This window comes from Nocardia sp. NPDC049707, assembly GCF_040674855.1.
Taxonomy (GTDB): Bacteria; Actinomycetota; Actinomycetes; order Mycobacteriales; family Mycobacteriaceae; genus Nocardia.
On the sequence record NZ_JBFANN010000001.1, the window covers coordinates 66,223 to 88,975 of the forward strand.

Annotated in this window: 21 protein-coding genes and 1 pseudogene; 8 read left to right on the plus strand and 14 right to left on the minus strand. The window is 63.7% G+C overall.

The window, feature by feature from the left end; translation table 11 throughout:
* The first annotated feature begins 120 nt into the window (after window positions 1-120).
* Window positions 121-1,749, plus strand: a complete 1,629-nt coding sequence (locus AB0J29_RS00305) for an FAD-dependent oxidoreductase (protein ID WP_364776917.1) — start codon at window positions 121-123, stop codon at window positions 1,747-1,749.
* A 457-nt stretch (window positions 1,750-2,206) separates the two neighbouring features.
* Here AB0J29_RS00305 and AB0J29_RS00310 read toward each other — a convergent pair whose 3' ends face one another.
* The gene (locus tag AB0J29_RS00310) at window positions 2,207-3,847 is read right to left on the minus strand and encodes a GMC oxidoreductase (protein ID WP_364776919.1); all 1,641 of its coding nucleotides are present in this window, start codon (window positions 3,845-3,847) and stop codon (window positions 2,207-2,209) included.
* A gap of 371 nt (window positions 3,848-4,218) precedes the next feature.
* Window positions 4,219-4,695: a GNAT family N-acetyltransferase gene (locus tag AB0J29_RS00315; RefSeq protein WP_364776921.1), complete on the minus strand. Its 477-nt coding sequence runs from the start codon at window positions 4,693-4,695 to the stop codon at window positions 4,219-4,221.
* A gap of 171 nt (window positions 4,696-4,866) precedes the next feature.
* Between AB0J29_RS00315 and AB0J29_RS00320 the strand changes: the two genes are divergently transcribed.
* Complete coding sequence (locus tag AB0J29_RS00320) at window positions 4,867-6,345, plus strand: lipase family protein (protein ID WP_364776923.1); 1,479 nt, start codon at window positions 4,867-4,869, stop codon at window positions 6,343-6,345.
* A 163-nt stretch (window positions 6,346-6,508) separates the two neighbouring features.
* Here AB0J29_RS00320 and AB0J29_RS00325 read toward each other — a convergent pair whose 3' ends face one another.
* On the minus strand, window positions 6,509-7,396 hold the full coding sequence (locus AB0J29_RS00325; RefSeq protein ID WP_364776925.1) for an aromatic prenyltransferase: 888 nt from the start codon (window positions 7,394-7,396) through the stop codon (window positions 6,509-6,511).
* Between the two features lie 245 nt (window positions 7,397-7,641).
* Here AB0J29_RS00325 and AB0J29_RS00330 point away from each other — a divergent pair, with 245 nt between their 5' ends.
* Entirely contained in the window at window positions 7,642-8,094 is a 453-nt protein-coding gene (locus tag AB0J29_RS00330; RefSeq protein WP_364776927.1) for a VOC family protein, read from the plus strand.
* 126 nt (window positions 8,095-8,220) lie between these two features.
* Here the strand turns inward: AB0J29_RS00330 and AB0J29_RS00335 are convergent, their stop codons facing one another.
* Both AB0J29_RS00335 and AB0J29_RS00340 read right to left on the minus strand, forming a co-directional pair.
* The gene (locus AB0J29_RS00335; RefSeq protein ID WP_364776929.1) at window positions 8,221-9,318 is read right to left on the minus strand and encodes an MspA family porin; all 1,098 of its coding nucleotides are present in this window, start codon (window positions 9,316-9,318) and stop codon (window positions 8,221-8,223) included.
* Window positions 9,319-9,463: 145 nt separating this feature from the next.
* Window positions 9,464-9,773 (minus strand): annotated as a pseudogene (locus AB0J29_RS00340) (hypothetical protein); the annotation flags it as partial.
* A 79-nt stretch (window positions 9,774-9,852) separates the two neighbouring features.
* On the opposite strand from AB0J29_RS00340, the gene AB0J29_RS00345 reads away from it, so the two are divergent.
* A complete protein-coding gene (locus AB0J29_RS00345) occupies window positions 9,853-10,056 on the plus strand; it encodes a hypothetical protein (protein WP_364776931.1) in 204 nt (67 codons plus the stop codon).
* A gap of 55 nt (window positions 10,057-10,111) precedes the next feature.
* On the opposite strand, the gene AB0J29_RS00350 is transcribed toward AB0J29_RS00345, so the two are convergent.
* From AB0J29_RS00350 to AB0J29_RS00360, 3 genes are all read right to left on the minus strand, one after another.
* Complete coding sequence (locus AB0J29_RS00350) at window positions 10,112-10,651, minus strand: DUF779 domain-containing protein (protein ID WP_364776933.1); 540 nt, start codon at window positions 10,649-10,651, stop codon at window positions 10,112-10,114.
* Window positions 10,651-12,174, minus strand: a complete 1,524-nt coding sequence (gene adh, locus AB0J29_RS00355) for an aldehyde dehydrogenase (RefSeq protein ID WP_364776935.1) — start codon at window positions 12,172-12,174, stop codon at window positions 10,651-10,653. The genes AB0J29_RS00350 and adh overlap by 1 nt, the downstream gene beginning before the upstream one ends.
* Window positions 12,175-12,265: 91 nt before the next feature.
* Window positions 12,266-13,558 carry a transcriptional regulator gene (locus tag AB0J29_RS00360; protein WP_364776937.1) on the minus strand — a complete coding sequence of 431 codons (1,293 nt, stop codon included), beginning with the start codon at window positions 13,556-13,558 and terminating at the stop codon, window positions 12,266-12,268.
* A 188-nt stretch (window positions 13,559-13,746) separates the two neighbouring features.
* Here AB0J29_RS00360 and AB0J29_RS00365 point away from each other — a divergent pair, with 188 nt between their 5' ends.
* On the plus strand, window positions 13,747-15,006 hold the full coding sequence (locus AB0J29_RS00365) for a cytochrome P450 (protein WP_364776939.1): 1,260 nt from the start codon (window positions 13,747-13,749) through the stop codon (window positions 15,004-15,006).
* A gap of 69 nt (window positions 15,007-15,075) precedes the next feature.
* Here the strand turns inward: AB0J29_RS00365 and AB0J29_RS00370 are convergent, their stop codons facing one another.
* Both AB0J29_RS00370 and AB0J29_RS00375 read right to left on the minus strand, forming a co-directional pair.
* A complete protein-coding gene (locus AB0J29_RS00370; RefSeq protein ID WP_364776941.1) occupies window positions 15,076-15,855 on the minus strand; it encodes an alpha/beta hydrolase in 780 nt (259 codons plus the stop codon).
* A gap of 9 nt (window positions 15,856-15,864) precedes the next feature.
* Window positions 15,865-16,146, minus strand: a complete 282-nt coding sequence (locus AB0J29_RS00375) for a YggT family protein (RefSeq protein WP_364776943.1) — start codon at window positions 16,144-16,146, stop codon at window positions 15,865-15,867.
* Window positions 16,147-16,248: 102 nt separating this feature from the next.
* Between AB0J29_RS00375 and AB0J29_RS00380 the strand changes: the two genes are divergently transcribed.
* Entirely contained in the window at window positions 16,249-17,040 is a 792-nt protein-coding gene (locus tag AB0J29_RS00380) for a transporter substrate-binding domain-containing protein (RefSeq protein ID WP_364776945.1), read from the plus strand.
* A 305-nt stretch (window positions 17,041-17,345) separates the two neighbouring features.
* Here the strand turns inward: AB0J29_RS00380 and AB0J29_RS00385 are convergent, their stop codons facing one another.
* Window positions 17,346-17,594: a hypothetical protein gene (locus AB0J29_RS00385; protein ID WP_364776947.1), complete on the minus strand. Its 249-nt coding sequence runs from the start codon at window positions 17,592-17,594 to the stop codon at window positions 17,346-17,348.
* A 513-nt stretch (window positions 17,595-18,107) separates the two neighbouring features.
* Window positions 18,108-18,266 carry a hypothetical protein gene (locus AB0J29_RS00390; RefSeq protein ID WP_364776949.1) on the minus strand — a complete coding sequence of 53 codons (159 nt, stop codon included), beginning with the start codon at window positions 18,264-18,266 and terminating at the stop codon, window positions 18,108-18,110.
* Between the two features lie 223 nt (window positions 18,267-18,489).
* Here AB0J29_RS00390 and AB0J29_RS00395 point away from each other — a divergent pair, with 223 nt between their 5' ends.
* Together AB0J29_RS00395 and AB0J29_RS00400 are read left to right on the plus strand one after the other, a co-directional pair.
* Complete coding sequence (locus tag AB0J29_RS00395; protein WP_364776951.1) at window positions 18,490-19,368, plus strand: helix-turn-helix transcriptional regulator; 879 nt, start codon at window positions 18,490-18,492, stop codon at window positions 19,366-19,368.
* Window positions 19,365-19,571 (plus strand): DUF397 domain-containing protein, encoded by a 207-nt coding sequence (locus AB0J29_RS00400; RefSeq protein WP_364776953.1) that lies wholly within the window; start codon window positions 19,365-19,367, stop codon window positions 19,569-19,571. Before AB0J29_RS00395 ends, AB0J29_RS00400 begins: the two co-directional genes overlap by 4 nt.
* A gap of 93 nt (window positions 19,572-19,664) precedes the next feature.
* Here AB0J29_RS00400 and AB0J29_RS00405 read toward each other — a convergent pair whose 3' ends face one another.
* Window positions 19,665-21,392 (minus strand): DUF3556 domain-containing protein, encoded by a 1,728-nt coding sequence (locus AB0J29_RS00405; RefSeq protein WP_364776955.1) that lies wholly within the window; start codon window positions 21,390-21,392, stop codon window positions 19,665-19,667.
* Window positions 21,393-21,855: 463 nt separating this feature from the next.
* Complete coding sequence (locus tag AB0J29_RS00410) at window positions 21,856-22,521, minus strand: hypothetical protein (RefSeq protein WP_364776957.1); 666 nt, start codon at window positions 22,519-22,521, stop codon at window positions 21,856-21,858.
* Window positions 22,522-22,753 lie beyond the last annotated feature (232 nt).

Below are 22,753 nucleotides of genomic sequence, written 5' to 3' on the forward strand. Positions count from 1 at the left end.
ACAATTCTCCTTCCATACCCCAGGGGGTATATTGCTACTTAAGGAAGATACCCCTAGGGGTATATTGAGTGCAGAGTGGCCTCGGACATACCGCTGCTGTGGCCTGTTGAGAGGTGGGAAATGAAGGTTGTGATCGTCGGTGGGGTCGCGGGCGGAATGTCTGCCGCGACTCGCCTGCGCAGGCTGATGGAATCGGCGGATATCGTCGTACTCGAGCGGGGCGATCATGTGTCGTTCGCGAATTGCGGTCTGCCCTACTATGTCGGCGGGGTGATTCCGAAGCGGGAATCACTGTTGCTGCAGACCCCGGCGTCGCTGGCGGCGCGGTTCCGGCTGGATGTGCGGGTGCGGCACGAAGTGGTGGCGCTGGACCCGGCGAGCCGGACCCTCACCGTGCGCGAACTGGATTCGGGCCGTGAGTATGCCGAGTCCTTCGACGAACTGGTGCTCAGTACGGGCGCTGCCGCGATTGTGCCGCCGTTGCCGGGTGCTGAACGCGCCCTGGTGCTCCGTGATGTCGCTGATGTCGATCGGCTGGCCGACGCTGCCGGCGATGCGCGCTCCGCGGTAGTGGTCGGGGCCGGTTTCATCGGTGTGGAGATGGCCGAAAACCTGGTGCGACGGGGTGTTTCGACGACCGTGGTCGAACGTGGCTTGCAGGTTCTGGCACCGCTGGATGTCGAGATGGCTGCGCCGGTCGCGGCCGAGATGCGCGAGCACGGGGTCCGGCTGGCGTTGGGCGCCGAGCTGACCCGCATCGACGCCGATACCGTGACACTGTCCGATCAGCATGTGGTTCCGGCTGATCTGGTGGTCATGGCGATCGGGGTGCGCCCGGAAAGCGCACTCGCGCGGGAGGCCGGTCTCGAAATCGGTTCCGGCGGTGGCATAGTCGTCGATGATCGGCTGCGTACCTCGATGCCGCATATCTACGCTGTCGGCGATGTGGTGGTGAAGAAGGATGCTGTCACCGGAGAGTCGACGCTGGTCCCATTGGCCAATGCGGCGAATCGGCAGGGGCGATTGGTCGCGGATGTGATTGCCGGGCTACCGGCCATCGACCCGCCCGCGCAGGGCACCGCGATCCTCGGGATCTTCGACCTCACCGCGGCCATGACCGGATGGAGCGAGAAACGACTGCGCGCCGCGGGCCGCCCATTTCGTGTTCTGCATTCGCATCCACTCGCCCACGCCGGTTACTACCCCGATGCGCGCGCGATGTCGGTGAAATTGCTTGTCGATCCGGACACCGACCGGATCCTGGGTGCGCAGGCCGTCGGCGGTGCGGGCGTCGACAAGCGGATCGACGTACTGACCACCGCGATGGCGGGTGGTATCCCGGCCTCCCGCCTGATGGATCTGGAACTCGCCTACGCACCGCAATTCGGTTCGGCCAAGGATCCGGTGAACATGCTCGGCTATATGGCCGATAATCTGCGCACCGGAGCGATCCGTACGGTGCAGTGGCACGAAATCGACGATGCGATCGCACAGGGATGGCAGACGGTCGACGTGCGATCACGGGAGGAGTACGCCGCCGGCTCCATTCCCGGCGCACGCAACATCCCGCTGGACGAACTCCGCGATCGAGCGGCCGAGATCCCCGCCGGTCCGGTCCTGGTGTTCTGCCAGGTGGGTCAGCGCGGTAACAGCGCCACCCGGTTGCTGACCCAGCTCGGTCGGGACGCGGTCAATCTTGATGGCGGCTACCGAACCTGGCGCGACGCCACTGTCGACCGGACCTGCTAGCCACTGTCGAAGAAAGGAAACAGCAGAATGTGCCAACGAATCGTCTGCCGCAGTTGCGGCAAGCCCGGCTATTCCGGGTGCGGCAATCATGTCGAACAGGTGCTCGGTGATGTGCCGAAGGCGCAGCGATGTTCCTGCGCTGACCAGCCGCGCCGTCGGCGCTAGGCGCAAGGTCGGAGTAAGCCACGCGCAGGGGTGTGCAGACCTGGACGCAGGGTGCTGCGCAGTGCATCGCGAACTATGTCTTCGTCGACGATGCCGGCCATGTATCGCGGTCGGGCCGCGAACTGCGCCAGCATCCGCAAACGCGACGAGGCCAACGGCTGCAGCGCCCCAGCCTGCCGCTGAGCGCATGTGCTCGCTACTGGCTGGCCGATCGATGAGGCATGGCCGGATCCCGACAAGGAGGGGGTCAGCCGACCACGAGCTGTTCGGCGGGTGGTCGGCGGGCCGAGTGTTATGCCAGGTCGGTGGCGATGATCTTTTCGATATTGCGTTCCGCGAGGCCGCTGATCGTCAGGAAGGGATTGACGCCGGTGCTGCCCGGAATCAGCGATCCATCGATGACGTACAGCCCGGAGTACCCGTTGAGGCGGCCGTAGTTATCGGTGGCCTGTCCGAGTAGACAGCCGCCGAGGGGGTGGTAGACGAAGTCGTCGCCCCAGACCTTGTAGAGGCCGAACAGATCGGTCCGATAAATCGTGCCCGCCTTGGAATTGATGGCATCGAATACGCGTTTCGCCGCATCGATCGACGGCTGGGTGTAGGACGCCTGCCAGGACAGATCTACGCCGCCGGTGGACGAGTTGTAGGTGAACTCGGCGCGGTTGGGGTTCTTGGTGATCGCCAGGTAGAGATTCACACCGTTCTCGGTACTTGTTGGGAACGGGGCGATTTCGGCGAATACCGGACCATGGGTATCGGCCCAGTTGTCGATGCCCATGCAGGGAATCGCGGATTGCAGCGCGCCGGTCAAATCCAGTCCGGCCCGACCGACCATCACATTGCCGTTATTGCCCCAACCCGTGCCGACCGAATCGGCCAGATTGGGCAGCTTGCCCAATGCCTTCATGGTCACGAGCAACTTGCTGGTGCCGACGCTGCCCGCTGCGAAGAAGACCTTGTCCGCGGTGACGGTCTTGGTCGCCACGGTATTGCCGAGCACGTCGAGCTGTGTGATGACCACCGTGTAGCCGCTCGCGGCCGGTGCCACGCTGGTGACCTTGTGCAGCGGGGAGATGCTCAGCTTGCCGGTCGCGGCGGCCACCGCCAGGTAGGTCTTGTCGAGCGAACGCTTTCCGTGGTTGTTGCCATAGATCACCTCACCGCCCAGCGCCGAGCGCGTGACGCTATTCGCCTGCTCCTGCTGCATATAGTTGAAGTCGTAGACATTGGGCACGAATGTCGTTGTGTAGCCGGCATTATTGGCGGTTGTGCGACTGGCCCGCGCGTATTTGTAGCATTCGGCGGATTCGAACCAGGCCGAGTCGACATTATTGACGCCGAGCGCGGCCTGCGCCCGGGGAAAGTAGGTGGAGTACATCGCCGTCGCGTCGACTGACGGCAGGATCTGTTGGAAGTAGTCCTGTTTCGGCAGTGGCGCCATACCGCCGTTGACCAGTGAGCCGCCGCCCACCCCACGGCCCTGATACACCCGGGTGGCCGCGAAATTCTCCGAATCGAGCACGCCGGCGTCACTGGGGCTGATATCTCGGTTGATATCCGCCCCGACGAAATGGCTGATCGGCTGATCGGTCCTGGTCCGGAACCAATACGAGCGCTCGTCGGGATTGATCATGGTGCAGAAGACTTTTCCGTCCGAGCCGGGCGTGGTCCAGTTCTGTCCCATCTCGATCATCGCCACCTGCTTACCCGCCTGGCACAGGCGCAGCGCGGCGACCGCGCCGCCGTAGCCGCTGCCGATGATCAGATTCGGCACGTGATCCCCGTTACCGATGGGTGCCGCTGATGCCTTGGCGGTCCACGCGGCCGGGCTCAGCGCCATCGCTCCGGCCGCAATTGCAGTGCCCGCCAAGAATTTCCGGCGATTAATTCCTTGGCGAACGCCGGTGTTGGCCGAGGGGCGTCGGTCGTACATGAGCGAAACCTTCCGATGTGAGGCGTAGAAGAGTGCCTCGAGTCGGCAGACTGTAACAGGTTCTATTTGGCCATTCGGGCGAATTCTGATGTTGATGTGTCATACCGTGCGCGAGGGCGTGAACCACCCAATAGTGTTGGCCCGCAAAGCACTTCGATCGCTGCATCGATGCCTGTCGAGATATCGGAAACGCCGCGGTCGAATATGCAGCGGTGAACTTGTCAGAACGTGTTGCTGAAACCGGCGCCGGACCGGTCCGCGGCGACTCGGCGGGCACGTGTTCGGTTCAAGCACCGGGCGGTGCTACTCGGCACCGATCGCAACGAGTTGGAGCGTCGAGCATGATCAGCGGACCGGTATCGGCCAGCGGATCACGAGTCCAGATGTCGGCTGCGTAGCCGGTACTCGAACACACCACGCGGTTCACCTGGCCCGAAATACTCGTCATCATGTTCGACGAATTCGAACCCGGCCCGCTTGAACAGGTTCGCCGCTGGCTCGTTGTCGGGTCGCACCGTCAGATAGACAACCTCGGCCCCATCTGTCCGGCACTGCTGCAGCATATGGCCCAACAGTGCCGGACCGTAGCCTTTACCCTGGTGCTGCTCGGCCACCGCGAATGTGAATAACAGGACCCGGCCCGCTTTCCGGAGTGTCAGCGCATAACCGATCACATTGTCGTCCAGTTCCGCGACCAGCCAGTCGGACCCGTGCAGGTCGTACAGTTGGCGCAGCATCAGATACAGATACGGCTCGGCGAACACCTCCGCCTCGATGGCCGCGATATCTTCGATTTCGGCAAAGCGTGCCTGCCGGTATTCCGGCTGCGGCGCTCTTACGATGTCCATGAGTTTTCCTGGTGCCGGGGCATATGCGGTCGCGGACCACTGCACCGAGAACGATACGCGGCCGACCCGCGCCCGGAGAACGTCAGTGGATCGGGTGCGACGGCACGTTCGTTGGTCCGTGTAGATTGCTTGCGCGCCACTGTTTTCGGTTGTGGTCGGCCAGCATGTCGCGTGGGCTTCGTTGTGAGAAGTCCACACAGCTCTGAACTGAAATTCCGCTGCGACATGGTCTGGCTCGTCGGTGTTGAGTGTAGAAGGGGTCAGATGTCGAGTCTTCGAGCTGTTGTCGTTGCGAGCGTGCTGGGTTGCGCGCTGCTGGTGGGGTCGGCGCCCGCATCCGCCGACCCGACCGACGACCCGGCGGCACCAGTGTCGCCCGGCCCGTCCGACCTGCAGCGATGGATCAATACCGATATCCCCGCGCCCGCGCTCCCACCCGTGGTGTCCCAGTCGTCCGGTGAGGTGCCCCCGGACTTGGCGGCGTTGTGGCAGGCGGTGCGGCCGGCGCCGTCGGGGGATCGGATGTTCGACGAGTGGCCGGATGGGCTCGGTGGTCTCGCTCCCGGCGATATCGTCGAATGGCGTGATGTGACAGAGACGTCCGCACAGCTGGCGATGGTGCCGATTCAGCGGGCGATCCTGCTGAAGTTCCGGACAACGGACGCCTCGGGCAAGCCATCCTTCGGCACCGCGACAGTGGTGATTCCTGCCGCCGCCTGGACCGGTCCGGGAGATCGGCCGGTCTTGGTGAATGCCCTGCCGATCAATTCGCTCGGTCTCAGTTGCACGCCGAGCTACGCGATGGCGCACGGGTGGCATTCCAATTTCAATTCGGGTGATCTGATTCCGCCGAATACGGCCTGGGCGCTCAGTCGCGGCTATGCGGTGCTGATTCCCGATCACGAGGGTCCGTTGATGGCCTACGCCGAACCGATGGTCGCCGGGCATGTGCTGCTGGATTCGATTCGCGCGGTGCGCGGTATGCTGCCGACCGAATTCACGGGCAGCCGTTTCGCGATAACCGGGTATTCCGGTGGCGCGATCGCATCGTATGCGGCCGCGATGCTGCTCGACGAATACGCGCCGGAACTATCCGGTGTGGTGGTCGGGGCGGCCGTGGGTGGACTGGTAACCGACTATCGAATGGTCGCCGAGCACTTCAACGGAAACATGGCCTCCGGCATTCTGCTGGTAGTCGCGCTGGCAATGAGCCGGGAGCATCCGGAGGTTCTCGGCTATATGAATCATCTGGCGCAGTGGGCGGCGACCTCGCCGATCAAGGACACCTGCGGCGCCACCAACGGCCCGCTCGGCGTGGTCGGCATCCCGATCGATGTCGCCGCCAATATCAGCGACCCGCTGCGCAGCGATATTGCCGACCAGATCTTCGCGCGCCTCAACCTGACCGACCGTAAATCGGGCGCGCCGCTCTATATCTATCACGCCGCCAACGACATCTGGATCCCGCGCGAGAACGGCGACGGTCTCTATCGGGACCAGTGCGCGCGCGGCATTCCGGCGGTGCACCGCACCGAACCCGGCGAACACGTCATCGCCCTGTTCACCGGCTTTCCCGGGGAGACCGACTGGATCGACGGACGTTTGCGCGGCGAGCCCGCCCCCAGCGAATGTGCAGCGCCACCTCGGTGAGTGCGGATCGGCGGCCATCGTGGTGAGATGCCGCTGAGACTGCGGCGATGACGGTCTCGCACAGAGCGCTTGATCCCACGAGCGCGGGACCGTCGTCGCGGCCGGTTAATACAGCAAGACGGTCTGCCGTCCGATGAAGCCTGGAGAGCGACACATAGGGCCGTCAGGTCGGGCGGGGTGCGGTGCCGCCTGGGAAGGTGGCGACGCGGACGCCCGCGTATTCGGCCTGGACCTTGTAATAACGGTCGGTCGGGCCGTAGGCCGCGTAGAAGACGAAGCCGCGGGCGTCGGGGTCCGTGAATGGTGCATCAGCGACGAAACGAGCCAGGACCGGGTCGAGGTGCGTTGGGAAACTCGATGGTTCGCAGCGCACCGGGAAACAGATGCGTTGCATCTGGGGTGAGGTCCAGGAGAAGGTGCGGTAGAGGTTGAAGGTGCGGGCGAGTAGGGCCAGTTCGGTGTCGGTGGGCGTGGTGAAGTCGAGTTCGGCCAGGATTCCGGTGATATCCGCGGGTGCGAGGTGGCCGGGCTCGAAGACATTCGAGTAGAGGTTCATCGTGCGGGCGTCGAAATCCACTGCGAGAATCCCGATTCGGCCGCCGTAGCCGGACAGGTGATCGGCATGGGCGCGGGCTGACTCTGGAATTCCGGCAAAGCCGAGTACCCGCTCCACGCTGAGCAATTCGGGAAAGACCAGCCAGATCTTCTGCACCCCACTGGCGAGTGCGAGATCGACACCCGAGCTGACCGACACCTCGGCCGAGATCTCGGCCAGCAACTGCTCCATCGGATGTCCGGTGTAGGTGAGAAGTCCTGCGCCACACAGTTTCTCGATGAGCTCGGTCGGCTCGCCCTGGTGCATCACCCGAGCATTGACCGTACGCTCGTGCACCGGATGTGTGGTGGTGCGCACGCCGACGACGGAGTTGGTCCACAGCTCACCCAGTGTTTCCAGTACTGGATCGGCGATCGCGGGGTCGTAGCGAACCTCGGCCAGGCGCGCATACTCTCGCAGATCCGTCCGGAGTTGATCGAGTGTCCTTGCGCTCATGACGTTTATCGTCCCGGAAACGACCGCCCGATCGCAGCCCTTCGCATGATCTTGCGGCCGGTGTCATGGGTGGACCGCGGTCACACGGCATGCGCGGGTCGTCATTGCCGAAGTCGTTGTGGATGTGACGTGGGACGTGCCCGCCGCGTAGGGAACGATCAGTTTGCGGTATTCGAACGGGCCTGGTAGATCTCGCCACTCGGCGATTTCAACGGCATGTCACCGGGGTGCGGTAGGTTCCGGCCGTGGCTCTGAACTGGAAACTGGTCATCGACACCAGAAACGCCCCCGCCCTCGCCGACTTCTGGGCCGCGGCCCTGGAGTACGAGGTAGAAGACCCCAGCGCCCTCATCGAACAACTACTGGCCGCCGGCCACCTCACCGCGGACGCGGTCGTCGAACACCACGGCCGCAAAACCTTTCGCGGCTACGCCGCCATCCGCCACCCCGACGACCCATTCGACCCGACCAGCGGCGTCGGCCGAGGTCGCCGCCTGCTCTTCCAAGACGTTCCCGAAGCCAAATCCGGCAAGAACCGCCTGCATATCGACATCCACAGCACCCCCGGCACTCTCGACGCCCTCGTCACACGCTTGGAAGTGCTGGGGGCAACCCGCGTCCGCGAGATCGATAGGGGACCCGCAGGTCATTGGTGGATCATGCGCGATCCCGAAGGCAATGAATTCTGCGCCGCATAGCGTCCCGCCGAGTGCTGATTCACTCCGGACATGACCCAGACCGCACACGCCTCGCTGACCGGCGGCCGATACCGACGTCCTGGATGACCACGATCAGCGACATCGGCCACGGCCAGCGAGATCGGTTCAGAAGGTGAACTGGCTGCCGTAGGCGGTGGTCTGCACAGTCCCTGCTGGGGTACTCACCGTGGCGGTGACGAAGGGGACGGCCGATGCCGGTGAGGCGCACTGGGCGACGTTCAACGCGGCGTTGTTGAAAATGAAGTGGTATGGGAACACGGTCTTTTCGTCCAGGTCTGCCGTCACTGTCGTGACTGTGGTGATCTGGCCCGGTGCCAGGGTGGCCTCCAGGACCTCTGTCACGCCCAGAGCCCCGCCGACGGATGGTGCGAGGCCCACGGTGGGCGCGTTGACCGGGGTACTCGTCTGGGTATTGGTGGGAGTCTCAGGGGTGGTGGTGGCACTCGCAGGGGTGGTGGTGATTACCGGAGGGGTGGTGATAACTGGAGGGGTGGTGGTGATTACCGGAGGGGTGGTGACTACCGGAGGGGTGGTGATAACTGGAGGGGTGGTGATAACTGGAGGGGTGGTGATTACCGGAGGGGTGGTGGTGATTACCGGAGTGGTGGGGACCGGAGGGATAGTGCTGGGAATCGTATGGGTGGTGCTGGGAGTGGTGGGGGTGGTGCTGGTACTCGTAGGGATGGTGCTGGCAATCGGCCTTGTGGGTGGGGATGTCGGCGTTGCACTCGGCGGGGTGCCCGTGCTCGGCAGGCTGACGGGGGCTGAAACGTTCGACGGGGTGAAAGAGAAGGAGGGGGAGATACTGGCCAACAGCCCTTGATTGGGTTCGATTCCGACGGTGACGCCGCCGGCCACACTGATCCCACAGCCGAGCAGGAAGCCTGCGACGGCCTGGCCGCCTGTTACCCCATCGCCTTCCACGTTCAGCGCGAAGTCGCCGGACAACTGCGCGGCACGCGCGAACGTCATGAGGAAGTTCGGAGTCCGGTCGCCGGCTGGGTCCACTCGGACGTTGACTACCGATGCCGTCAGATGAATCCCTGCACCGGAAATGTCCGCACCGGGCGGCGGCTGGGCTCGGCTCGGCTCGACGCCACCAGGCCATGGAGCTACAACAGCCAGCGTGGCCGCGACCACACCGGTCGCGATAACGACGAATGGAGGTCGCATACCTGATCCTATTTCGAATCGGATGTACATCAACGGCGGCGAAATCGCATTAACGGACCTGCATGGCTAACAACTGGCAAGCATAGCGGGATATCGGTCCAGCGCATCGAGGTCGCAGGGCGTGTCGCGCGCCGCCTGGGCGTAGCCGCAGATTTGCCGGGAACACACGGGATTTGACAAGGCCGAGAATGGCGCCGAGTGCGAGGGCGGAGGTGCCGGTCAGCCAGTTGGTGAGTTCGCTGGTGATCGCGGCGAGCGGCTTGCTGAGCACGATGAACATCAACGCGCCGACTATCAGTGCGGCGAAATGACAACAACCGGCATGAGTCCGCGCGCCCATTGCGGGGCAGGCAGTTTCGTGATCCATAGCGCGGCGAATCCGGCGATCAGACCATCGACGAGTCCGCCGAGGAATCCGGCACCGACGAATACGGCGACCGCACCGGCGGTGAATCCCCTGCGAGACCTGGTCGAGCCGCGGTTGCGTCACGATTGCTGGTTTGCTGCTTAATGATCCAGCGAACTCGAGCGAAACGGTTTGGGTGTTGGCGCGATCTGGTGAATATGGCCACCGACACCATGAATCTCGCCGAGCGGCGTCAAGCGTTCCGTCGACTCGTCGCCGTCTGCCACGTAGTCAATCGGCTGGTAGAGCTAGCCGAAACAGAATCATCCGAATCACTGATCGTGCAGGCGCACACCACACGCTGGGCGCTCCAGGATCTGGTGCTCGACATGGTGGCGGTCGAGTCGCGCGGGCGTGCCTGAGTCGGAAACGGCAGGGCCGCAGTAAAAGTCAGCTCGTCGATACGCACGGGACGGGTCAAGCAAACGACCCGCCGCGACCAGGGATCGGGCAGGCATCGGCCGCCTCGGCGACAACCTGCGGTTCGGTTGCTGCCGCAGGGCGTTCCCCGCGCTCCCAGCCCGCGCCCGTCACGGGTTCGGTCGCGGCCAGCGCGACGAGCTCATTGTCATCGAAAACCCTTCCATGACTGAGGAATCGAAACCCTTCCGGCGATTCCAGACTGAAGCCCGAACCCCGGCCCGGCACGACATCGAGCACGAGCTGGGTGTGCTGCCAGGCGGCGAACTGCGGTCCCGAGATCCACACCGGCGCAATATCGTCCGGCTCCGGCGCGGTAGTCGGCAACTCATCGACCAGCAACCGCAGATCCAGCAGTCCGAGCAGCACGTCGTGGTCGCCGACGATGAATTCGCCTGCGGGATAACACATCGGGGCCGATCCGTCGCAGCAACCACCGGACTGGTGCAGCATGAGCGGCCCGTGCCGCCCGCGGAGGCGACGGAGCAGGTCCATCGCCGCCGCGGTGGCGCGCACGCGCCGGGGGAGTGCGGTCATCAGAAGAAGCCTTGTGCCTTCGACGCGTAGCCGACCAGCAGGTTCTTCGTCTGCTGATAGTGGTCGAGCATCATGCGGTGGTTCTCGCGACCGATACCGGACTGCTTGTAGCCGCCGAACGCGGCATGCGCCGGGTACTGGTGGTAGGTGTTGGTCCACACCCGTCCGGCCTGGATATCTCGTCCGGCCCGGTAAGCCACCGAACCGTCGCGCGACCACACGCCAGCGCCGAGTCCGTAGAGGGTGTCATTGGCGATCTTGATGGCTTCGTCGTAATCCGCGAACGAGGTTACCGAGACGACCGGTCCGAAGATCTCCTCCTGGAAGATCCGCATCGAATTGCTGCCCGCGAAAACCGTTGGCTGCACATAGTATCCGCCGGCCAGATCGCCGCCGAGGTCGGCGCGCTCGCCGCCGGTGAGCAGCGTCGCGCCCTCACCCTTGCCGATTTCGAGGTAGGACAGGATCTTTTCGAGCTGATCATTGCTGGCCTGCGCGCCGATCATGGTTTCGGTATCGAGCGGATCGCCCTGCCGCACCGCCTTGGTGCGCACCACGGCCGCGGCCAGGAATTCGTCGTAGATGTCGGCCTGGATGAGCGCGCGTGACGGGCAGGTGCAGACCTCACCCTGATTCAGCGCGAACATGGTGAAGCCCTCGAGCGCCTTGTCCTGGAAGTCGTCATTGGCGGCGAGGACATCGCTGAAGAAGATGTTCGGGCTCTTACCGCCGAGTTCCAGCGTGACCGGAATCAGATTCTGCGAGGCGTACTGCATGATCAGGCGACCGGTAGTGGTCTCGCCGGTGAAGGCGATCTTCTTGATTCGCGGGCTGGAGGCCAGCGGCTTACCCGCCTCGACACCGAAACCGTTGACAATATTGACCACACCGGGTGGCAGCAGATCGCCGATGAGGCCGATCAGGAACATGATCGACGCTGGGGTCTGCTCGGCGGGCTTGAGTACGACCGCATTACCGGCGGCGAGTGCGGGCGCGAGCTTCCAGGTGGCCATCAGAATCGGGAAGTTCCACGGAATGATCTGGCCGACTACACCGAGCGGCTCGTGGAAGTGGTAGGCGACGGTATCCGCGTCGATCTGCGACAGCGAACCCTCTTGTGCCCGAATGGCGCCGGCGAAGTACCGGAAATGGTCGATGGCCAGCGGGATATCGGCGGCCAGGGTTTCCCGGATCGGCTTGCCGTTGTCCCAGGCCTCCGCGAGCGCGATCGCGTCGAGATTCTCCTCGATGCGATCGGCGATCTTGTTGAGGATGACGGCGCGTTCGGCGGCCGAGGTCTTGCCCCAGGCGGGTGCGGCGGCGTGCGCGGCATCGAGGGCGAGTTCGATGTCCTCCGCGGTGCCGCGCGCAACCTCACAGAACGGCTGACCCGTTACGGGAGTTGGATTTTCGAAGTACTGCCCCTTGACGGGCGCGACCCATTCGCCGCCGATCCAGTTGTCGTATCGGGTCTGGAACGACATGGCAGCGCCGGGTGTGCCTGGACGGGCGAAGACGGTCATCGAATGCTCCTCGATCTGCTGACTTTCCTGTGTCAGGTGTGATCCGGAACACTAATCGGGTCCATGTTGCACGACAGTTGCAAGAAACTGGTCAGATGCCCAATTTGCGATCGAGTAGTTGTAATTGCGTCTTCACCTGGGCATACAGCGAGGACTGCCGGTCCAGGGAGTAGAGGTAGGCGGTCCACGCCGCAATGTCCTCGCGGCCGTCGACCGAAGCGGTCCAGCGGGCGAGCAGGCGGCGATCGCCGGCTGCCAACAGGGCTGCGCGCAGACGTCCGCGCAACTCGACGCGCAAATCATCGATGCCCGGCGCGAGCGAGCGGGGCAGGATCGGGCCGGGGTAGGCGCGCAACGCCGCTGACGCGTCGCCGCGGGCGAGTGCGCGTCGCACCTCGTCGACATCGGTATCGAGATCCATCAGCAGCCGGTAGGGACGAGAGCCGAGACCCTTGGCGCCCAACATCTTCCGCACCCGCGACATTTCCGCGCGCACCGTCACCGGATCGAGTTCGGATTCGTCGAGCAGCATGGCGAGGTGGTCGGCGCGCAGTCCCTCCGGGTAATCGGCCAGCAGCAAAAGGATTTCGGCATGGCGTTGCGATACGCGAATGCGCTCACCATCGCGGATCAGAGTCGGCTGGGCCGGACCGAGCACCTCGAGGCGTGCCGTCGTCGACGCGACCGGTTTCGGTGCGTCGAGCATGAGCAGTCGCAGTTCGGATTCCGCGGCCAACACCGTCGCTCGGATCAGTGACAAGACTTCGGGTGCCGCGACGCGGGGTCCGCCGGTGATGTCGATAGCGCCGATGATCCGGTCGGTGCGCGGATCATGAACGGGCGCAGCGGAACAACTCCATTCGTGCACTACGCGACTGAAGTGTTCGGCCCCGAAGATCTGCACATGATGATCGAGGGCGAGTGCGGTGCCGGGGGCATTGGTGCCGACCCGGTCCTCACTCCAGTCCGCACCCTCGACGAAGTTCATGGCCAGCGCCCGGTCCTTGACCTTGGAATCGCCCTCGACCCACAGCAATCGGCCCTCGGCATCGCTGATCGCGACAAGTAGTCCGGCCTCGGCGGCATCCTCGACGAGCAGTTTGCGCACCACCGGTCGGATCAGCGCGGTGGGATGTGTGGCCCGATGCCGTTGCAGCTCCAGGCCATCGAGGTCGACACCGGCGCCGAAGCGGTCCGGGTCGACGCCATTGCTGCGGCTGCGTCGCCAGGAATCCAGCACCACTGGGCGCACCGGATCGATCGGCAGCCGGTCGTCGCCTTCGATGAAACAGCGATGCGCGCAGGACACCTGTCGCGCCAATCGCACGAGGTCGTCGTCCGGTCGAACGGCCACCCAGGGGTTGCCGTGCGCTGCTGTGCTCAATCGGTGTCCTTTGTGTCGGCCCCTATCCACTGTAACGCCGGTCACATGCCGGATGGGTGCGGGTGCCCGCTCGGCACGCGGGCAGAGCAGTCGACGTAGGCTGGCTGTGTTCTGCGCAGGCGGCACGGACGCGCCTGCGGTCGCGCATCATGCTCATCGCTTCCGCACAACGACTGGAGTCACGTCTCTTGACCACGCCAGAGTCGGCAACCACCTCCCGCTTCTTCCCGGTCACGCACGGATCGCCGATCGATACCGATGGTCCCCGAATCTCGCTCTACTCAACGGAATTCGCCGCGAACCCGCATCATGCGTACCGTGAGATGCGCAAGCGATACGGTTCATTGGTGCCGGTGGAGTTGGCTCCCGGAGTACCCGCGACCCTGGTGATCGGCTACTACACCGCGCTGCGGATCCTCAATGATCCCGACCATTTTCCGGCCGATTCGCGAAACTGGCAGCAGGGCGTTCCCAAGGACTGCCCGGTGCGGCCGATGCTCGAATGGCGTCCGGCCGCAATTCGTTCCAGCGGCCGCGAGCACGCCCGCTACCGGGAGGCGACCGTCGCGGGCCTCGGTGTCATCGATTTGTTCGAGTTGCATTCCACCGTGGAGCGGATCGCCATTCCGCTGATCAATACCTTCTGCCAGAACGGCACGGCGGATCTGGTCGGGCAGTACGCATTGCCGCTGTCCTTCGCGGTGATCAACGCAATACTGGGGTGCCCGCAGGAGATCGGCCGGCGTGCCGCGGCCGGTATGGCCGCGCTCATGGAGGGCGCGGACGCGGCGGTCGAGGGCAACAAGATGGTCGCCGATGCCATGTTCGAATTGGTCTGCCTCAAGCGCGACAGACCGGGCGACGATATCGTCTCCGGGCTGCTCGCCCATCCGGCGAACCTCGACGACGCCGAAATGATCCACCAGGTCCTCAGCCTGTACGCCGCCGGTATGGAACCGACCCAGAATCTGATCGTCAATACGCTGCGACTGATGTTGACCGACACCAGGTTCGGTGGCGGCATTCTCGGCGGCACCATGTCCACGCGCGATGCGTTGGATGAGGTGCTGTTCACTGATCCGCCGCTATCGAACTACTGCATCACCTTCCCGAAGCAGCCGGTTCTGATCGAGGGTGTGTGGTTGCCCGCGCATCAGCCGGTCGTCATCAGCATGACCGGCTGCAATAACGATCCCGCGATCACCACCGGCGAGTACACCGACAACAGCTCGCATCTGGCGTGGAGCGTTGGCCCGCACGCCTGCCCCGCCCGCTCGATCGCAACTCTCGTCGTGCAGGACGCGATCGATCAATTGCTGGACGCCTTACCGGAAATGCGGCTGGCCATCCCCGTCGAGGAATTGGAATGGCGGCCGGGCGCGTTCCATCGCGCCCTGGTGTCCCTTCCGGTCGTCTTCCCCGAATCCCCTCCGCTGCAAGTCTTCTGAGGCGCCCTCGGGAAGAGCCTTGGCAACGACCGCAAGGTCTTTCCGCATTTCGGCGGGTGACCGATCAGCTCACCGGTGCTGTTGGTCCACCGACTCGGTCAGTCGACGCAGCGCCTGGACGACGAAAGGCCATGCGGTCGAATCGGGATCGATGAGTTCGAAATGTCCGATTCCGGGTAATTCGACGAGTTCGGCGCCGGATTTCGTGCTATACCCGCGCGCCATTTCGATCGGCAGGCGTTGGTCCCGATCACCGTGCACGACAATGATGGGGATGTCGGCGGTATCGAGCGCCGAGGGGTCGGTGGCGGCGTAGCGCTCGGGAAATTCCTCCGGCCCGCCGCCGAGCAATTCGGCGACCGCGCCATTGCCATTGCCGCGCTGGTAGGCGTCCACCAGGTTCGCCGCCGGTGCCAGGGCCACGACACCGGCGACTTGCGGCGCCGTCTCGGTGCGCCAGGCGCTTTCGCTCGGCAGCCGATGCCGCGCTGCCGCCCACAGCGCCAGATGTCCGCCTGCGGAATGTCCGATGTAGACGATGCGGTTCCGATCGATGCGGCCCGGCCGGGTGTCCTCGATCAATTCGGGTAGCAGATCGAGTGCCCGCGCGACATCGTCGAAGGTAGTCGGCCACCCGCCGCCAGCGCCGACCCGGCGATACTCGAGGTTCGCGACCGCATAGCCCAGTGCGGCCAGTGCCCGCGCCTCCGGCTGGGCATGCTCTCGGTCGATCTGTGCGCGCCAGAATCCGCCGTGCAGCACCACGACGAGCGGTGCCCGGCCGTCTGCGGCGGGCAGGTACAGATCTGCCACCTGGTCGCGGTGTGGGCCGTAGGCGATGGAATCCATCGAACCCGCTTACAGGTTGAAGAAGATCTGTCGCAGGATCAGCGCGACGATGAAGACCACCGTGAACGCCAAATCGATGGATAGCCCGCCCAGCCGGACCGGGTGCAGGTACTTGCGCACCGGCGCGATTACCGGTTCGGTGGCGGTGTGGCTCAGGTCCCGGGCGCGATTCACCCACTGAGGGTGGCGGCCATCGGCGAGTACCCCTACCCAATCGAATACCAGCCTGGCCAGCAGCAGGAGGATGAATACCGTCAGGGCGAACCCGAGCAAGGTGCCGATAAGACTCATGTCGAACTCCTTCCAACTACCAGTATCAACGGTCCGAACCGGTTGGGAAGTGTCCCATTCGTCGGGTTCTCAGCCGACTATCAGGTCGGTTAGCCTGTCTCGATGCGTCGATCCCTCCGATATCTGCCGATTGCCGTCCTGTCGACCCTGAGCTGGCTACTCGCCACCGGACCCGTCGCGAGCGCACAGGATGCGTCCCACCTGATCACCGTGCAGCAGTCCGGCGTGCTGCGGGTCTGCACCCCCGGCGACTACCCGCCCTACACCCTGCGCGAAGACGACGGCACCTACCGTGGCGTCGACATCACCCTCGCCGCCGACCTCGCTGCGACATTGCATGTTGTCCCGCAATGGGTTCCGACCACCTGGTCTACCCTTACCGACGACTTCCTCGCACGCTGCGATATCGCCGTCGGCGGCATCTCCGACACCCCGGCTCGTCGCGTCGTCGCCGATTTCTCCATCCCCACCTCCATCGACGGCAAAACCCCTGTCGTTCGCCGCGCCGACGCCGGGAACTACGCCACCGTCGACCAGATCAACCGCCCCGAGGTCCGCGTCATCGTCAATCGCGGCGGCACCAACGAGGCCTTCGCCCGCGCCAACTTCCCCGAGGCCCAACTCACCATATGGCCCGATAACCTCACCATCTACGACCAGCTCGAACAGCACAACGCCGACGTCTTCGTCACCGACTCGGTCGAAGGCCGTTACCGCCAACGCACCCACCCCACCCTCCAGGTCCTGCACCCCGACACCCCCTTCGACTCCGCCCCCAAGGCATACCTTCTCCCCAAGGGCGACACCATCTTCAACACCGTCGTCAACACCTGGCTCGAATCCGAAATCCGCACCGGCAGAAGCAATCAGCTGTTGACCGACTGGATCGGCTGATCGTTCCGCGTGCCTGCATTCGGCCGGGCGCACTGAGACCTCAGGCGCCGGCCGAGATTCCGGCTCGGTCCTGGCCCTCAGTGCCTCACCTAGAGGTTCGAGATAGAGCCTCTCGCACGGGAGCCGCGGATAGCCGCTGGCATCACCGAGGTCCATGGTGACCGCATCGGCGTAGTGGCGTGCCTGGTGTTCGCGCATGAAAACCAGGGCGGCGGTGAGGCAGGCGGTGAAGTCGAATCGTGCTCCGTGCAGGAATACGCTGAGGTGCACATCGGGCTCGCCCGGGTTCGGAGAGGTGTTCGTGCTCATGGCATTTCGCGATCTTCAACCCGGGTCGGCAGGACGTCGATGCGATCCTGTTTATCCATGTCGCGGTAGTCGGTGCACCAACCGTTCTCATCCACCTCGACTATTCCAGTGGCGCAGTGACACAGCGTGACACCGTCGACCGGAGCGATCGCCAATTTCTCGGGCGTGTGCTCGTGAAAGACTTCGAGTAGCGCCACGACAGATGGCGCTATCTCTGTGTTTTCGTGCCGCTCGATATCATTCATCGAATATCACTCCGATGGTGTCGACTGCGTGGTCGGGCCTCCGCTGTGCGGGCCGGTATGGTCCTGAGCACGCGCGGATCGCATCGACCACCACGAGCCCGGATGGCCGGAATGCACATCGGGGTGGTTCGATCCAGCGTCGGAACTGTGCGCCTTTGTCGAGGGGTGATGGCAACGCGACGGTGCCACCTGTTCGCACCACCGACACGTTCAGGCGGAACAACTCGGCGAACAGGCGTACGTCGTCGGGGATGTCCGGCCGCACGAGCAGCGTCCACCGGTTCGAACGCGGATGCGACAGAATCGGCCCTATATCCGAACCATGGTTTCGCATATAGGTTTTCACGGCTTGGCCGAGATGGGCGGGAAGGATGAGTGCCCATACGTGCTCGGCCTTCATGATGATTCGGCCGAGGTGTGGTGGGTCGACGGTGGCGGGGAGATCGCAGACCCGCCTGTAGAAGTGACAACGAGACAACGGGGTATCGCCAAAAGCTATGTGGTCCATCGATTTCAGACCCCTTGATCAGGTTGTGCGGTGCGGGTTTGGTCGGTCTGCCACTCGCGTAGGGCGTTCAGGTACCGCTCGACAACATCGACTGGGAGTTCGATTGCGAGCGGTGTGGGCCGGCCGCCGAGCGGCGTCTGGTGCGGCAGTTCAGGTTTCGACATCGTGACCCCCTCGGTACGGCGGATAAGGTGCGCCCGGCCCCTGACAACTCCTGGAGAGGGAAGAGCTATCGCTCCGGGCGCACATCCAGTGCAGCACCGCTACCGCAGGATTGGAACGTTCCTAGCCGAATTTTTGCCAATGAATGTACGAGATTCCAACGCGCCGTTCAGACTGGTTCCTAGACGAACGAGAGTTGTTAGCAACCCCTTTGGAGCCGACACTATGACCAGTGGTTCGACCCTTCCGCGTCGGATACTTGCCCGCCTGCTGAAGGACAAGCGAGAAGCGGCGGGGATCGGTGCCGACGCTGCTCGCCGCGCGATCGGAGTATCGAAACAGACATTCTGGAGGATGGAGACCGGGCAACCGACTCGGATCAATCCGTTGTTCATTACGCATCTTGCCCAGATGTATGGCGTTGATGACAGGACTACCGATGTGCTCCTGGGGCTGACCGAGGAATCGCAGGGCAAAGGATGGTGGCACGCCTACGGTGACACGATTCCGAAACACTTCGATCTCTATGTCGGCCTTGAAGATGCCGCCAAGCGGTTCAGCGCCTACCAGGCGACGCTTCTTCCAGGACTGCTGCAAACTGCCGAATACCGCCGAGCGGTGATCTGGACCGAGTACCCAGCGATGCCCACCAGTGAGGTCGAGCGCCGCATCGAAATCCATACGCGCAGGCTCGAGCGTTTGGAGAGTCGAACCAACCCGCTCGAGGTGAACGTCTTGCTGGATGAGTCGGTATTGCGTCGCGTTGCAGGCTCACCGGAAATCATGGCCGCTCAGCTGACACACCTGGTAGAGATTGGCCGATTGCCGAACATCTCGGTCCGAATCGTGCCGCTAGCGGCCGGATTACACAAAGGAACCAGTTCAGGATCTTTCATCCTTCTCGAGTTCCCGCGTCACCCAACTGCGCAACTCACAGAGCCGCCCGTGGTCTACATCCAGGGAATCACAGGCTGTCTGTACCTCGAGAAAGCAGACGAGGTCGACCAGTACCGAGACACCTATGCTGGGATTCAGGGCGTAGCCCTGGATGAGGCCGAAAGCCGCAGGCTCATCCTTGAGATTGCAGAGGAGTTGACTCGGTGAGTGTCGATCTGTCGGGGGCACGATGGTTCAAGAGCAGCAGGAGTTCGGCTAACCAAGAGTGCGTTGAAGTTGCGTTCCTCGATGGTGGCGTGGTCGGCGTACGCGACTCGAAGAATCCGACCGGAGCGGCACTCGTTTTCACTCCCGCTGAGTGGGACGCGTTCACCGCTGGCGTGAACGTCGGCGTGTTCGATCGCCCGTAGCACCGTAGACTGCTCTACGGGGCGCGCTTTGAGCCGCTGCGCCCCAAGTAATAGGGAGCCCCTCAGCACCGCGAAGCTGAGGGGCTTCTTTGATCAGCCGTGGTCGGTGTGGGTGACGTGTACGGGGACGTCGTCGGCCCAGGGTTGGCGGGTGACCATGTCGGCGACATTGACCGTGCCGCGTTCGAATTCGCCGGTGGCGGCGTCGACGAGGCGATATGACTGGGTTTGTTTGTGGATGGGTTGGGCGTCGAGCAGGACTACGCGGACTTCGCCGGGTTCGAAGTGGCAGCGCTCTTGCATGGCGGTGATGAGTTGTTCGTTGTGCATGTGGCCGTCGCCGAAATTCCAGCCGACGGCGGTGCTGCAAATGCGTTCGCCGTCGGTGACGGTGTATTCGTCCTCGTGGCCGGATGGCATGGCTCGATGGACAAGCGTGAACAGGGCGCGGCCGTGGGTGTTCATGGCGCGGAAGGCGTATCCCATGAACATCGGGATCTGGGCTCGGTCCTTGCCGTAGAACCGCTCCAATTGAGCCTGCGGCATGCTGGCGATCGCGACGATGCCGCGGCCGATCTTTTCCGCGGCGGAGGGTTTGATGCACCACATCGTGGTGTCCCAGTTGCCCGCGTAGTAGCGCATGCCCGGTAGGAACGAAATCCGGTGCGGGAAAAGGTTTCCGGCGATCACTATGCCCGCGATGACGAGGATCAGCAGCGCCACCGGCGCCGGGTGCTGTAGATCGCCGAGGCCGAGATCGGTGTGCGCGACGAATAGGGCGAGTACACCGAAGATCATGAAGACGTTCCACTCCAGTGGGACACCCATCGGAATGGCGGTCAGGATCGTCAGATGGAAGCAGACCATCACGAATGCGGCGGCGGCCGTCAGCCAGCCGCCCTGCGAAAAGAAGAGCACCAGCGGAATACACATCTCGACGGCGGTGCCGCCATGAGCGAAGAGGCGCGACAGGCGGCCCGGCCGCAGGTCATCCGGAAAGTTCTCGAAGAACTTGCGCTTGAGCGACATGCGCCGGAACACCGGGCTATTGGACATCATGGTGGACACCACGAACGGAAAGTGCTTGTTCAGCTTCGATATCGCCGCACCCATCCAGATCACCACGAAGACCAGCTTCGCGGCGACGACCATATCGGCGGCGAAGAGGAAGGTGACGGCGAGCGTGGCATAGACCTCGCCGCGCGCAGCCAGAAATATCACTTTGTCGCGTAACCCGATCAGCGCCAGCAGACCGAGGATCACCGCGATCTGCCACACCGGAAGCAGCCCGACGGTCGTATCCAACTCCGGCACCGCACCGGTTCCGTCGGATAGCACCGCGATCGCGGTCGTCACCAATAACGCCGCGTACAGCGCGATATCGACTGGCGTACGACCGGTCCCCTTGGTCAGCGGAACGACGGTGGGCCACGGCGGCAGGCGAATGGTCTTGGGCCGCAGCCAATACAGAATCGACCCCATCGGCGGAAAGAACCTGTTGTTCAAGGGGCCGAACCCGCATCCGAGCCCGACCACCTCGAATAACAACGTGTACAGCACGACCTTTTCGAAGACGATCGGCTCGGACCACCACTCATCGATGTTCGTGAACCCATCGATCCCCTTGGTGGACAATGCGATCAGCCAGCCGCCGAGGATATACAGGCATATCTTGCCGACATAGAACAAATGCAGCGCGACCGGTGTCCCGAATCCGACCTCGGCCCAATGCCGCGCCATCGGCCGGATTCGCTCACTGCGAGTGCCCTTGCTCCACTCCGCCATATCCACCACGGGCAGGTCGGGTTCGAGAAACCCCATGAAGACTCTCCGATTCGCCGACACCGGAGCACTCAGTCGAATCACGGACCCCGATGTGCTCCGATACGTTGACAGCTCGACCGATTGCTGTCAATCACCGGTCCCGATGAATGAGCGAGTTGTTCTCGCCGATCGACATCACTTCGGGCGAACCGTCTTCCGGTAGAAATGGAGCGGAAAACAACGGAAATGACGTAATCCCTTGGTTGACAGTGGATTACGGGAACAAGTGGTGTGGAAGGCTACGTCCATGGTATGGGGCTGCTGATGATGCGGTGGAGGGCCGACGCTGCAATCATCGGCGAGATCGGCCAGGCTCGCGTCATCGGGGTCGTGGTAGCGGCGGTGGATCGTTTTCCGGGCGGTGAGGAGCGGTTTCGGCCGTATACCCTCGAGCCGGCCTTGGCGATGCCCGCGCGGGTGCGCAGGTGGTTGAGGCTGTCACCATCTGATCGGATTCTCACTAGAGTTCCGCGAGCTCCTGATCGGTGAGCGCTACCGTGCCCACGGATCCCTTCGCCCGGGCCAGGCCCACTGCGCGGAACAGCGGCCGGTGTGCGAGCCTGGCGTCGTGCGCCTGCGCCTGCAGCTGACGCAGGAGCAATTCCGCCATCGCGCGGGCGGATGGGAGTCCGTTGCGCATCAACGCATCGGCCAGTCGCAGCAAACCCAGCAGTTGCAGTTCCCGGGGTATCCCCGCTCCGCGTTCGTCGTACCCCGCCAACAGCACCTGCAGGCGGCCCGATTCTGTGGTCAGCTGCAGCGCTACGCGGGCGACGATACGCCCCCGGTGCACCAGCAGGTCCACGCCGGACACCGCCGCAACATCCAGCACCCGGAGCCTTAGCATGGGGCGGGTTCGGATAGTGGTCCCGACCACCCACCGGCGGCGCAGCGGCGCTGCGAGCGTCGGTCCCGCGGTGAGCACCGCCACCACGAGCCCAACGACCAACCCAGCGATCGGCCCGAACAATAGGCCGACGACCAGGCCGACGACAGCGGCGAAACCGAGGAAGACCAGCAACTGCTGCCGCCGCACCGCCACGAGCTCATCGGGAGCCATCAAATCCAGCGGGATGGGCTGATCGGCGTCGGGCAGCGGGATATCGGTCACAGCGGCACGCTTCATCCGGGGACACGGTTCGCACCAATGGTACTACGCCGCAACAAAAGTCACGCCCTCAACGGCACCCCCAGCCTCCGGCCCCAGCACCGACCGGCGGCACCACTGAACCAAGCGCAAGCCCTGAACCCGCAGTTCGAAGACCCATGCTCCTTCGCAATCCCGATCAGCATTTTGACGATCGTGCGCCGGGCACCTTCTGATGTCAAAGAAGCGCTCGACGCGTCGAATACCTTGT